This window comes from Bacillota bacterium (assembly GCA_013177945.1).
In the GTDB taxonomy this organism is placed as follows: Bacteria; Bacillota; DSM-12270; order Thermacetogeniales; family Thermacetogeniaceae; genus Ch130.
Genome location: JABLXW010000003.1, coordinates 86192 through 99681, shown reverse-complemented (window position 1 = coordinate 99681; position 13490 = coordinate 86192). Strand labels below are relative to the sequence as shown.

12 protein-coding genes are annotated in these 13490 nt (G+C 56.4%); all 12 read right to left on the bottom strand.

The genetic code is table 11. The features are described from left to right. Positions 1–11: 11 nt before the first annotated feature. A complete protein-coding gene (locus tag HPY58_02960; protein NPV28617.1) occupies positions 12–2144 on the bottom strand; it encodes a bifunctional 4-hydroxy-3-methylbut-2-enyl diphosphate reductase/30S ribosomal protein S1 in 2133 nt (710 codons plus the stop codon). A gap of 97 nt (positions 2145–2241) precedes the next feature. Next, complete coding sequence (locus tag HPY58_02955; protein NPV28616.1) at positions 2242–2832, bottom strand: 1-acyl-sn-glycerol-3-phosphate acyltransferase; 591 nt, start codon at positions 2830–2832, stop codon at positions 2242–2244. Between the two features lie 2 nt (positions 2833–2834). Continuing rightward, positions 2835–3500: a (d)CMP kinase gene (locus HPY58_02950; GenBank protein NPV28615.1), complete on the bottom strand. Its 666-nt coding sequence runs from the start codon at positions 3498–3500 to the stop codon at positions 2835–2837. Between the two features lie 34 nt (positions 3501–3534). Next, complete coding sequence (aroA, locus tag HPY58_02945; protein NPV28614.1) at positions 3535–4854, bottom strand: 3-phosphoshikimate 1-carboxyvinyltransferase; 1320 nt, start codon at positions 4852–4854, stop codon at positions 3535–3537. 16 nt (positions 4855–4870) lie between these two features. Next, positions 4871–5962 carry a prephenate dehydrogenase gene (locus tag HPY58_02940; GenBank protein ID NPV28613.1) on the bottom strand — a complete coding sequence of 364 codons (1092 nt, stop codon included), beginning with the start codon at positions 5960–5962 and terminating at the stop codon, positions 4871–4873. A 12-nt stretch (positions 5963–5974) separates the two neighbouring features. After that, on the bottom strand, positions 5975–6820 hold the full coding sequence (gene pheA / locus HPY58_02935) for a prephenate dehydratase (protein NPV28612.1): 846 nt from the start codon (positions 6818–6820) through the stop codon (positions 5975–5977). Then, positions 6817–7866, bottom strand: a complete 1050-nt coding sequence (aroF, locus tag HPY58_02930; GenBank protein ID NPV28611.1) for a 3-deoxy-7-phosphoheptulonate synthase — start codon at positions 7864–7866, stop codon at positions 6817–6819. Before aroF ends, pheA begins: the two co-directional genes overlap by 4 nt. 224 nt (positions 7867–8090) lie before the next feature. Next, on the bottom strand, positions 8091–8918 hold the full coding sequence (locus HPY58_02925) for a tryptophan synthase subunit alpha (protein NPV28610.1): 828 nt from the start codon (positions 8916–8918) through the stop codon (positions 8091–8093). Continuing rightward, a complete protein-coding gene (gene trpB / locus HPY58_02920; GenBank protein NPV28609.1) occupies positions 8918–10117 on the bottom strand; it encodes a tryptophan synthase subunit beta in 1200 nt (399 codons plus the stop codon). The genes HPY58_02925 and trpB overlap by 1 nt, the downstream gene beginning before the upstream one ends. A 14-nt stretch (positions 10118–10131) precedes the next feature. Beyond that, a complete protein-coding gene (gene trpC / locus HPY58_02915) occupies positions 10132–10917 on the bottom strand; it encodes an indole-3-glycerol phosphate synthase TrpC (GenBank protein ID NPV28608.1) in 786 nt (261 codons plus the stop codon). 5 nt (positions 10918–10922) lie between these two features. After that, a complete protein-coding gene (trpD, locus tag HPY58_02910) occupies positions 10923–11951 on the bottom strand; it encodes an anthranilate phosphoribosyltransferase (protein ID NPV28607.1) in 1029 nt (342 codons plus the stop codon). Then, positions 11948–13483 carry an anthranilate synthase component I gene (gene trpE, locus HPY58_02905; protein ID NPV28606.1) on the bottom strand — a complete coding sequence of 512 codons (1536 nt, stop codon included), beginning with the start codon at positions 13481–13483 and terminating at the stop codon, positions 11948–11950. Before trpE ends, trpD begins: the two co-directional genes overlap by 4 nt. Between the last annotated feature and the right edge of the window lie 7 nt (positions 13484–13490).

Genomic DNA, 13490 nt, shown 5'->3' with positions numbered 1-13490 from the left:
CCTCCGCTTCTTTATTCCACCTTTTGTTCGGCCCGCGAAAACAGCTCTCCGAAAACGTCACCCAAATTCAGACAAACTTCCGATCCGGACGATGCAGGGTTTTTCTCCACTTTTTCGTGATTTACCCTGGCGTCCCGAATGCTTAAGCCGATCCTCTGGTCTTGTTTATTAATATCGAGGATTTTTACTTTAACCTCCTGCCCCACAGCAACTACGTCTTCGGGCTTTCCGACGCGGCGGTCCGCAAGACGGGAGATGTGAACAAGACCTTCCACGCCCGGTTCGATTTCCACAAAAGCCCCAAAGGACACCAGCCTCACGATCGTTCCCGTAACAATTTGCCCCACCTGGTACCGCTCGTCCACCGTATCCCAGGGGTTGGGCAGGACCTGCTTTAAACTGAGGGAGATCCGCTTGTTTTCTTTATCTACGGATAAAACGTAAACCTCTATCTCGTTCCCTTCCTGGACAACCTCCGAAGGGTGGTTAACCCTTCCCCAGGACATCTCCGAGATGTGAAGCAAACCGTCGACTCCTCCCAGGTCTACAAAGGCACCAAAATTTGTCAGATGCCGGACCGTGCCTTTTCTGATTTCTCCGGGTTGAATTGTTTCCCAGAGTTCCTTCTGGGCTTTGAGATGCTCCTCCTGGAGAATTGCCTTCTGGGAAAGGACTACTTTACCCCGGTTCCGGTCAAATTCGATCACCCTTAAACGCAGGGTTTTTCCCAGGTACTTTTCAAGGTCTGCAACATAACCGCGCTCCACCAGGGACGCAGGAACAAACCCCCTGATTCCCAGAACGTCAACGAGCAGTCCACCCTTGACTACCTTAACCACTTCTCCTGCAAGCTCCGTTTTCTCCTGCAGCGCCTGCTCCAAAAAGTCAAGGGCTTTCATCCGGTCCGCTCGCTTTTTAGAAAGGATTAAATGCCCTTCATCGTTGTCGACACGGAGGACATATACATCAAGGACATCGCCAACCTTTACGATTTCCTGCGGGTGTCCGATGTTCTTTAAAGACAATTCCTGGCGGGGGATTATCCCCTCCGACTTTCCCCCGATATCGAGCAAAACTTCATCATCCCGCACCTGAACAACAGTGCCGCTGATTAAATCGCCCTGCTGGATCTGGCGCGGGGTTCCCGCCAGGTCTAAATCCATCATTTCCTCCGGTCCAGAGTCCGGGCTGTCCTGCCTCTCGGAGAGATTTTCTGCCTGCCTGTTAGACTCAGGTGCTCCGGCTTCCCCTGTCTCCGGGGTAACTTCCTGAGGGCCGACCTGTACCTCCTCTCCTAGTGCTTTTCCCGTTTCGCCATCAAAAATCGTCATTCTTTCAATAACCTCCTCAATTATCCAATCTGGGGTCGAGGCCCCAGCAGTTACCCCTACCAGACCTGCTTTCTGGAGCAACGAAAGATCCAGTTCCCTCTCATCCTCAATATGATAGGTGGGAACATAGGCCCGGCAAATCTCGGCAAGCTGACAGGTATTTGCACTGTTTCTTCCTCCGATCACAACCATTGCCTTTACCTTTTTAGCAATTTCAGCCGCTTCTCGCTGCCGTGCCAGGCTCGCCTTACAAATTGTATCATGGATCCGCACTTCCCGCGCTTTTCCGATAAACTCCCTCGCTATTGCATAAAACCTTTCCGGGTTCAGGGTGGTCTGCGCCAGGATCCCGATCTTTTCATAGCCCTTTAAATTTCTTGCTTCTTCTACATCGCGAACAACAGCAACCCCTGCTCCGGCCCAACCGACAATCCCCTGAACCTCGGGGTGATCCGCCTCCCCTACAATTACCACCTGGTACCCCTGCTGCGCCAGCTCCTCGGCGCAGGCCTGTACCCTTCTCACGAAAGGGCACGTGGCGTCAATAAGAACAATTCCTTCTTCCTGGGCTTTCCGGAAAACCTCCGGCACCGCGCCATGAGACCTGATCAACACCGGCCTTCCCGCAGCCCCGGCCAGGTCGTTGATGACCTCAACACCCTTCTGTTTCAAAGAGTCAACCACATGGCTGTTGTGGATTAAAGGGCCGAGGGAACATATCCTTCCGTACTTCCCCAAAGCCTGCTCGGCAAGTCTGAGCGCTCTCCGGACCCCAAAGCAAAAACCGGCCGAACGGGCACGAATAATCTCCAAACCGAACCTGCTGCCCCTTTCGCATAATAAGGTCAGGACTTTAAAGGAGGCTTGATTCTTCAATAAGCTTTTTCGGCATAAAGGAGAAGATTCCTGCTTACTTTGACCTGAAATCCAATAATTCTTGAATTTTCTCCATCATCTTGTTTGCCACCGTTTCGAGATCCTGATTTTCAGCCTGTCCAAACTGGATTGCTGGTCCAATTCTTACCTGAAACTTCCGAAAAAAACCGCGGTAAAAAATGTGCTTCGTGCCAATTAAAGCAACCGGACAGACCGGGGCCCCCGCCCGTAAGGCAATGTAAGCAGTTCCGGCGAAGGGGGGAAGAAGCTCGCCCGTTTTGCTTCGCGTTCCCTCGGGAAAGACCCCGATCACTTCCCCTTTTTTCAGGTGAGCCAGTGCTTTTTTGATAGCAGCACGGTCGGGCCGCCCCCGGCTCACCGGGAAAGCTCCCAAAAGCCTGAGAATGCATCCAAAAACCGGATAAGAAAACAACTCCTTTTTTGCCATAAAATGAACCTGGCGGGGAAGGGCGCTTCCCACCACAATGGGGTCCCAGTAACTGACATGGTTCGCGATTACGATTACGGGACCCTCCGCGGGAAAGTTTTCCAAACCTGTGATCTGCCAGCGGCATATAAAGGCAAATAAAAAACGGAACAGAGCCCGCCAGAATCTGTAAAACACGGCTAGCCTCCTCCGCAAACAGCCAGGATCTTATTCACAACCTCCTCGATGCTCAGTTCTGTGCAGTCGATGACAATGGCATCAGGCGCAATTTTCAGCGGGCCGACCTCCCGCTTGAGATCCATCTCATCCCGGAAAACCAATTCGCGGCGCAATTCCTCTCTCTCACGGGGCGAGATCCGGCAATTAAGCTCCTGTTCCCGCCGCGCCAGACGCACCTCAAGGGAAGCGGTTAAAAAAAACTTGTAGTCGGCATCAGGCAAAACAAAGGTTCCGATGTCGCGCCCCTCCATCACAACCCCGCCGTTTCTGGCCAGCCTTCGCTGGTACCGGACCAGGTGGAGACGCACCTGGGGAACTGCCGCAACCAGAGCCACCTTTTGAGAAACCTCGCGCATTCTCAAGAAGGGAGTTACATCCTCGCCGTTGCACCAGAGTGCAATGGCGCCGCTCTTGAAATAATGAACCAGAGAAAACTTCGTCTCTCCGGCAAGGGCCGCAAGAGACCTTTCATCATGGAAATCAATTGATGCCTTCAGGGCGAGATAGGCCACGGCGCGGTACATGGCACCGGTGTCAACGTATAAAAAACCAAGTTTCCGTGCTACCGCCCTGGCAACCGTACTCTTCCCTGATCCGGCAGGGCCGTCAATCGCAATATTCGGCATGCGGGGCACCTCAATCACTCCCCCGCATATTCTATCACAAGTTTTTCGTTCTGACCAGATTCAGGCGAGCCCCCAGGCTCGCGAGGAGGGCGGCAAAACCCGGGAAAGAGACGTCGATGCACTGAACATCACGGACAGTGGTCGGGCCTGTTCCGATTAATCCTGCAACAGCAAGCGCCATTGCAATGCGGTGGTCCCCCCAGGAAGAAACGGAGGCGCCCCGGAGCGCGCGGCCGCCTCTGATCAGCAGGCCATCGGGCTTTTCTTGAATATCAACCCCCATTTTCTGCAACTCGGTCGTGATTGCCCTCAGGCGGTCTGTTTCTTTCACCCTGAGTTCGGCGGCATCGGAAATCTCCGTAACTCCTTCGGCGGCTGCGGCAGCCACCGCCAGGATCGGGATCTCGTCGATCACCCGGGGAATCAGGTCGCCCTTAATCTCCACCCCCTTCAGCGGTGAAAATTGAACCTGGAGATCTGCAACAGGTTCCCCACCCTGAACCCGCTCGTTTGCAACGAAAATCTTTGCTCCCATCCTTTCCAGCGCTTCAAGGATGCCGGCGCGGGTGGGATTAATCCCAACGTTCCGGATGAAGAGTTCGCTCTCGGGCAGGATGCTCGCCGCCACAAGCAAGAAAGCAGCAGAGGAAAGATCTCCCGGAACATCTATCTCCCGCCCCTGAAGCCGGGTCTTCTTCCCCTGAATCTGAACCGTCAGGTTACGCACTTCAAGGGAAGCGCCGAAGGCGCGTAACATCCTTTCTGTATGATCCCGGGAGAGAGCCGGCTGGATCACCGTGGTCGTCCCCTCCGCGTTCAAACCAGCCAGGAGAATTGCCGATTTCACCTGGGCGCTTGCCACCGGAAGCCGGTAGGCGAGGGGAGCCAGGCGGGGGAAACCTTTGATGGCGAGGGGAGCCCGGGAGCCCCCGGCGCGGCCCCAGATCTGTGCTCCCATTTTTTGCAGGGGCTGAACAACCCGGCCCATCGGACGCCGCCGCAAGGACTCGTCCCCGGTGATCACCGCAAAGAGGTCCTGACCGGCCAGAACCCCCAGCAAAAGCCGCATTGTGGTTCCGGAATTCCCCGCATCGAGGACAACCTCGGGCTCCTCCAGCCCGTTCAAACCCTTGCCGGTAACGCGGACCACGCCCTCTTCTTCTTCAACCTTGACCCCCAGCGCCCGCAAACACCGGAGAGTGCTCAAACAGTCCGCTCCCCGCTGAAAGTTTTTAATGGTGGTGGTCCCCTCGGCAAGGGCGCCGATTAAAGCTGCCCGGTGGGAAATCGACTTGTCACCGGGAACCGTACAGGAACCTGAAATTTTTTCACCTGGAATTACACGCAGTTCCATCGAGCACCCCCTGAAATCAACGTCTCTTCGCAATCACGCCTTTTTCTCGCAAGGCGCGGAGGGCCAGCTCCGCTTCCGCTTCTTTGGCGAAGGCCAGCCTGATCGTGCCGCCATCTCCTTCTCTGACGCGCAAAATCTCAATATCCACAATGTTGATTCCCCTCTCCCCCAGGATTCCCGTTACATTGGCGATGCTGCCGGGGCGGTCCGGCACGGTGACGACCACTTCGTAAACTGCAGGAAGAAAACCTCTGATTTTAAGGGGGATTTTCTCCCTTTCCCGCCGGGCCTCCTCCATAACTGCAACGAGAGCCTCATAATTCCCTTCCTCCAGGCGCTGCTCCATTTCCTCTAAGAGACCCCGGAATTGACGGCACGTGTTGATGATGTAATCCCGGTTGCTGGCGTAAATATCCCGCCAGATCAGGGAATGACCTGCCGCCACCCGGGTCACGTCCCGAAACCCGCCTGCAGCCAGAAGCAGGGTTTCAGGGTGGCCTGAGGCAAGCCTTCCCGCGTGGTACATCAAAGCAACAGCCAGAAGATGCGGGAGGTGGCTCACGGTAGCCACAATCAAGTCATGCTCTTGAGGCGAAAGACAGAGTACGCGCGCTCCGATTTCGGAAGCGATCCCTTCAACTACGGCAAGGGCCGCCGGATCGGTGCAAGGTGTCGGTGTCAGAACATATAAAGCATTTTCGAAAAGATAGCGGTCCGCCCCCCTGATCCCCGCGTACTCGGAACCGGTCATGGGATGGCCCCCTACAAACCTGGAGGAAAAGATCTCTTCCAGTTCCGCAACAACCAGCTCCTTGGTGCTCCCCACGTCGGTGATGACGGCCGAAGGGGAAACAGAATCTTTAATCTTTCGCGCAACCTTAAAAATTTCTCCGATCGGAACGGCCAGAAAAACAACCTGCGCCCCGGAAACACCCTCGCAGCAATCCGGAGTAACTTCGGAAACGGCGCTGGTTTCCTGAGCCACCTGAAGTGTCAGGGGGTCCCGGTCGATTCCCACCACGTGGTACTTTCCGCTTGCAACAAGGGCCATCCCCAGGGAGCCCCCGATAACACCCAACCCAACAATTGCAATTTTTTTCTTTTCCAAAGCGGACCACCTCTAGCAATCAACACCCGGCGCGCACGGATACGATCCCAGGATCTTCAGCATCACCGTGCATCCTTTTAAATCATCAAGCACCTCGCGGAGGGGAGAAAGCGCAGCGTGACCCATGCAGTCGAGAAAAAAGATGTAATCGCCCAGCTCACTTTTGGCGGGCCGCGACTCGATCCTGGTTAAATTGATCGAAGCCCTGGCAAATACCCCCAGGATCCCGTAAAGCCCGCCCGGGCGGTCCTCGGGCAGGGCCAGCACCAGGGAGGTCTTATCCCGTCCTGTCGCCGGGACAGGCTCTCTGGAAAGAACGAGAAATCTCGTCTTATTTCCGGGGCTGTCCTGAATTTCCGGGGAAAGCACGGCCAAACCATACCTTGCTCCGGCCTCCTCTCCTGCAATCGCCGCCCAGCCCGGGGGAGCTTCCCTTACCCGGCGGGCCGCCTCGGCAGTGCTGGAAACCAGCTGCACCTCGACATCAGGAAGATTCTCCCGGAGATACCTGTAGCACTGAGCAAAGGCGTGGGGGTGGGTGACCAGGACCCTGATATTGTTCTTTGTTTCCGGCCTGCCCAGCAGAAAATGCTTGATTGAGAGAATCACTTCCCCCGCAATCGGGAGGTCGATTTCGTGCGCCAGCATGTCGAGGGTAATGTTGACAGAGCCCTCAAGGGAGTTTTCGACAGGCACCACACACGCCTCCACCTTCTCCTGCAAGACCGCGAGCATCGTTTCCGGAATTGAGGGGTAGGGAGAGAAAACCGGTTCGATGATTTTAATTCTCTCAGCATAAGTCCTGGCCGCCCGCTCTGCAAAAGTTCCTTCGGGCCCCAGGTAGCCGATTCTTTTCACACCAGTTGCTCCCTCCGGCCAGCCCCGACATCTACGAAGCACCGGCCTACCGCCTGGGAAACCTCGCGCACTCCGGCAATGAGAGAACGGAAGTTCTCCGGCGTAAGGGACTGCTGCCCGTCGGATAAAGCCTCGCTGGGGGAGGGGTGAACCTCCACCATGATTCCGTCGGCTCCCGCCGCAATGGCAGCCCGCGCCATCGGCGGAACCAGCCACCACTTGCCCGTACCATGGCTTGGGTCCACGATCACAGGAAGGTGGGACAGCTGTTTCACCACAGGAACGGCGCTCAAATCAAGAGTGTTTCTCGTAAAGGTTTCAAAGGTTCTGATGCCCCGTTCGCAGAGAAGGATCTGGTGGTTGCCGCCGAGCATGATGTATTCCGCCGCCATCAACCACTCCTCGATCGTGGCTGAAGGGCCGCGTTTTAACAAAACGGGCTTTTGAATTTTTGCCACCTCCCGCAGGAGAAAGAAGTTCTGCATGTTGCGGGCGCCGATCTGCAGAATATCGGCGTAGGCAGCAACAAGAGGCACCAGTCTGGAGTCCATCACCTCGGTTACGATCAGGAGCCCGGTCTTTTCCCGGGCTTCGGCCAGAATTTCCAGCCCCTTTTCTTCAAGCCCCTGGAAGGAGTAGGGGGAAGTCCTGGGTTTAAAAGCGCCGCCCCGCAAAAAGGTGGCACCAGCTTCCTTCACCGCAAATGCCGTTTCCAGCAACTGCTCCCTGCTCTCCACCGCACAGGGCCCTGCAATTACGTGAACTTCCCTGCCGCCCAGGAGGTAAGGCCCCACCTCGATTACAGTATCCTCCTGCCTGAATTCGCGACTGGCCAGTTTAAAAGGATTGAGAATCGGGATCACCTTTTCCACGCCCGGCATTGCACCCAAAGACAAACTGAGCGCCCTTGTGCGGTCCCCAATCACTCCAATGATGGTTCTTGCAACTCCCTGAGAAAGATGGACTGAAAACCCCTCCTGAACTAATTTTGCCCGTACCGCCTCGATCTCCTCCTGCGTTGCTGAAGCCTCCATCACAATGATCACAGCTATACCCTCCTTGAAAATTGATCTCGGAGAACAGCACGCCGGAAGGCAAAAAGGTACTCCGCAAGGAGTACCCTTTACGAACTTCTCCCTGCCGTCCTGCCGTCCTACCCTTGCATTTTGAACTTTCCTGGCCACCGGGTACACCTTTTCCTGCCGTCCTGCAGCCCCGGTTTTCAATATCTTATCACAACCCTGCAGGAAGGGCAACATTCACCCGGCGCTCAGGAGCGCCGGACGTGCTGGGTGAGGGCAGTTTTTAAGTTTTTCGCGCGTTCCCTCAAATCTTCCTGAACCCTTTCGGGATCTCCCTGGAAGGAGCCGATCAGATCCACAAAGGCGCTCCCGACAACAATTCCGTCAGCGAAGGAGGCGAGCAGGGCGGCCTGTTCAGGGCGGCTCACACCGAAACCGACCACCACCGGGAGGGAACTGAAATCTCTGATGCGTGGAATCAAGGAGCGAATGCGGGGATCCACGACATCCCGCGGACCCGTCACTCCGGTGACGGAAATGCAATAAACAAACCCTGTCGCCCTCCGGACAATTTTCTGAAGCCTCTCCTCGCGCGTCGTAGGGGCAACGAGAGGAATGAAAGAAACTTTCTGGCGGTGCAAAAGCTCCCTTAAATCATCTCCCTCCTCGTAGGGAAGATCCACGATGATTGCCCCCTTAAAACCTCGCAGAGCCAGTTCTCTGGAAAACTTCTCCGCCCCATACTGCAGCACCGGATTGAGGTAGGTCATCAAAACAAGGGGCACCTGTTTGGGGAGTTTCTTCATGATTGTCTCTCCCAGAGCAAGAACCTTTTCCAGGTTCACACCTGCAGCCAGGGCACGCAAGGAGGCTGCCTGGATTACCGGTCCATCAGCCAGGGGGTCGGAGAAGGGTACGCCCAACTCGAGGCAATCGGCGCCTCCTGCCACCAGCGCTTCGGCCCAGAGCACCGTTTTTTCCAGGTCGGGGTCGCCCGCGCAAAGGTAGGCAACCAGCACTTTTTCGGCAAGCGGGCCCCGGAACGAAAAGAAGTTACCCTTCTGGCAAGAATCGATCAAAGGTCCCTCCCCCTTTCCCGGGCAACGACCTCGACATCCTTATCACCACGTCCCGAAAGATTCACCAGAATAATTTTTTCCCTGCTCAAAGCAGGCGCGAGCTGGCAGGCATAGGCAAGGGCATGGGCGCTTTCCAAAGCAGGCAAAATTCCTTCTGTTTCGCTCAGTAAAGAGAAGGCAGCAAGGGCCTCGCGGTCGGTTACCCCGACATAGGTAACCCGGCCGCAGTCTTTCAGGTAACTGTGCTCGGGTCCAACCCCCGGATAGTCCAGCCCTGCCGCAAGGGAGTAGGCCTCCTGAATCTGCCCCCATTCATCCTGGAGGAGATAGCTGTAAGAGCCGTGCAAAACCCCGGGCTTTCCCCTCTGCAAACTGGCAGCGTGCTCACCTGAGTTCAAACCTTTCCCTGCACCCTCGACCCCGATCAGGTCAACCCCGGAGTCCAGAAGGGGGGCAAAGATGCCCAGGGCGTTGCTCCCTCCTCCCACGCAGGCAATCACATAGTCGGGAAGGCGCCCCCACAACTCCTGGGCCTGGGTCTTTACCTCTTCCCCGATCACACTTTGGAAATCCCGGACCATCATGGGGTAGGGGTGAGGGCCCACGGTGGACCCGATCAGGTAGTAAGTGGTCTCCACATTTGTAACCCAGTCTCGCATTGCCTCACTTGTCGCGTCTTTCAGAGTGCCCCTGCCGTGGGGAACCGGGATCACCCGCGCCCCCAGGATTTCCATGCGCAGAACGTTAAGGCGCTGCCGTTCGATGTCGTGGACCCCCATAAAAACTTCACATTGCAACCCCAAAAGAGCCGCCACCGTGGCCGTTGCAACACCGTGCTGCCCCGCTCCGGTTTCCGCAATAATTCGGGTTTTCCCCATCCGGCAGGCCAGAAGCCCCTGCCCCAGGGCGTTGTTGATTTTATGAGCACCTGTGTGGTTGAGGTCCTCCCGCTTCAGAAAGATTTGGGCCCCTCCCAGCCTCTCCGTGAGCCGGCGGGCATAGTAAATCGGAGTGGGGCGGCCCACGTAATCCCGCAGATAAGCGGACAGCTGCTCGTGAAATGAGGAATCGGCCCGGGCCTCCAGGTAGGCCCTTTCCAGGTCTTCAAGGGCCGCCCAGAGGGTTTCGGGAACATACCTTCCCCCATATTTTCCAAATCGTCCCCGGCTGTCTGGCAGAGTTCGTGTTGCTGCCATATCTGCTCCTCCCTTCATTCCGTACCGGATCTCGCCAAACCCAGAAAAGAGCGCATCTTAGCAGCAGGATTTTGAGCGCGCATAAATGCTTCGCCAATCAAGACCCCGTCCACCCCGGTTCGGGCGATCCGCTCCCAGTCTGATCTGGTTTTAATCCCGCTTTCGCTGATGCTCAAACACCCTGCAGGAACCAGTTTTTTTAATCTTTCAGTAGTTGCAAGGTCGATCTCAAAGGTTTTCAGGTTCCGGTTGTTAATGCCAATAACCTGCGTTCCCGACTCGAGCGCCCGCGCCAGCTCCTCCTCATTGTGGACCTCAACAAGGGGGGCCATGCCCAGAGAGGCCGTAAGAGCAACAAACTCCCGCAATGTCTCAAGAGAAAGCAGAGATGCAATAAGGAGCACGGCATCCGCGCCCTGGATCCGGGCCAGGTAGATTTGAACCGGATCAATGATAAAATCTTTGGCTAAAACTGGAAGGTGAGTCAACTTTTTTACTTCTTGCAGCAGTTCTCCCGAACCCAGGAAAAACCGGGGCTCGGTCACCACGGATAAGGCGGAGGCTCCGCCTTCCCCGCAGGCATGCACGTATTGTGAGGTGTTCAGGTTCCGGCAGAGAATCCCCGCAGATGGGGAAGCAACCTTGATTTCCGCAATCAACCTCATGGGTGCTCCTTTATCCCGCCGGAGGGCGCTGGTAAAGTCCCTCACCGGGGGAGCCTGGGCCAGTCCTGCGGCAAGTTCTTGAGGGGAAAGGCGGGCCGAATATTCGTTGACATCGATCCGGCGGGCCGCAACAATTGCGTTCAGCACGGAAGGCACCTCCCCGTAAAGGCTTTTAAGGCTTCAAACTTCGCAAGGGCGGCGCCCCGGTCGATGCTTTCCGCCGCCAGGGCAATTGCCGTTTCCCAATCCGGCGCCTTTTCTGCCGCCAGCAAAACTGCAGCACTGTTGAGTAAAACCACATTCCGCCGGGTGCCCGGCGCCCCCTGGAGCACTTCATAAAAGATCTTTGCGTTTTCCTCCGGGGAACCCCCAATCAGTTCCTCAAGACTCCCCAGGGGCAGTCCCACTTCTTCCGGGTGCAGATAATAAGTTAACAGGCCCCCGGGCTTCACTTCGGTAATTTTTGTGGGACCGGTAATCGAGATCTCGTCCAGGCCGTCGCTTCCGTGCACCACCAGCGCCCCACGGCACCCCAGGCGCCGCAGGGCGTCGCCAACCAGCTCGGTCAAATCGGCGCGATAAACCCCGACCAGCTGGACCTCCGCACCTGCAGGGTTCGTCAGGGGGCCCAAAATGTTAAAAACGGTCCGGATTCCCAGTTCCCGCCGGGGGCCGAGGGCATAGCGCATCGCCTGGTGAAACAACGGCGCGAAGAAGAAGGCGATTCCGACTTCCCGGAGGCAGGCAACCGTTGTCTCAACTGGAAGGTCGATCTTTAACCCCAGGGCCTCCAGAAGATCGGCGCTCCCCGTTCTGCTGGAAACGGAACGGTTGCCGTGCTTTGCCACTGGAAGCCCCGCTCCCGCCACAACAAAGGCCGTGATCGTGGAAATGTTAAAGGTGTGCCTGCCATCCCCACCGGTTCCGCAGGTATCGACAACAGGCCCGGGCAGAGGGGGAATTTTAACCGGAAAGGCGCGGCTCCGAATTGCCCGGGCAAATCCTGAGACTTCTCCGGGCGTTTCCCCCTTCATCCTTAAAGCAACCAGCAGGGCGCCGATCTGGGTGTTGGTGAGATTGCCCTGCATCAACTCACCCATCACCAGTTCCGCCTCTTGTTCGGAAAGATGCTCGCAGGCAATCACCTTTTCCAGCAGGTCCCTAATCACCTGGCCGTCCCTCCCTGCAGAAAAATAGTTTTTGGCTGTTTTCCCGCCTCTAATGAGGCAAGCAACGCTGCAGCTTTGTTGCAGGTTTCTTCATACTCCCGCTCGGGCTCAGAATCCGCAACAATCCCGGCTCCAGCCTGGGCGTAAAAATATCCGTCCTTAATCAGAATCGTTCTGATGGCGATGCAGGTATCAAGGCCTCCTGTAAAGCTTAAATAACCGACCGCTCCCGCATAAACCCCCCGGCGCTGGGGCTCCAGTTCTTCGATAATTTCCATCGCCCGGATCTTCGGGGCACCGGAAACGGTGCCTGCAGGAAAAACGGCTTTTAAGGCGTCGCAGACGGTATGTTCGGGGGCCAGTTCGCCGCGCACCTCGGAGACCAGGTGCATCACGTGGGAATAGCGCTCGATTTCGAGAAACACCGGCACTGTTACCGAACCGTAGCGGGAAACCCGGCCCAAATCATTCCTCCCCAAATCGACCAGCATTACGTGCTCCGCCCGCTCCTTCTGGCACCGGCGCAGTTCTTCCTCAAGCCGGAGGTCTTCCTCCCTGTTTTTTCCGCGGGGGCGCGTTCCCGCCAGGGGACGGGTGATCAGGAGGTTTCCCTGGCACTTGAGGAGCATCTCAGGGGAAGAGCCGATGATCTGCATCTCCGGAAAGGCCAGGTAAAAAAGGTAGGGCGAAGGGTTCACCCGGCGCAGGGTGCGGTAAAGGAAAAAGGGGTTTCCTCGAAAAGGAGCCTTCATCCGCTGCGAAAGTACAACCTGAAAAATGTCTCCTGCTTCAATGTACTGCTTGGCAAGGCGGACGCGCGCCAGAAACTCATGCCTCGTAAGGTTGCTTTCAACCCGGCCCGTTTGAAAAGCTGCGGGTACCCGCCCTCTCAAATCAACCGGGCGCCGCAAGGCGGTTAAAATCTGCGCCTCCAGGCGGGCCAGCAGGTCCTTTCCCTGCGAAGAAAACCCCCTTCTCCCTTTTTCATCAAGAACAATGATCTTAATCAAGCCCTGCACGTGGTCGAAAACGATCACGGCCCTGCTCAAGATCAAATAACAATCAGGAATCCGAAGGTCATCTGCCGCTTTTCTGGGAAGACGTTCGTAGTAACGCACAAAATCGTAGCCGAAGCAGCCTACGGCACCTCCAACAAAGGGAGGAAGGGGTTCTTCGCTCTCGACCCGAAACCGGGCAAAAAACCGGGCAAGAACTGTCAGGGGATCCCGCTTGAAAATAATCCTGCGCCTTCCCTCTTGAACTTCAACATACCCATCCTGCGCGCGCAGAATGGCAAAAGGAAGATAACTGATAAAGGAATAGCGTGCGATGTGCTCCCCCCCTTCAACACTTTCCAGGAGGCAGGCAGGCGGGTGGGGGCGCAGTTTTGCAAAAAGAGAGACAGGTGTTTCGCAGTCGGCAGCGATTTCCCGAACGAGAGGCGACAGGACCCTTGGCTTTTTGGGATTGTGCCCGGAAAAGAAAAAACCAGTGCCCAAATGGGCGCTGGTTTTGTTCCCAAGACGCCTCATCTCGACT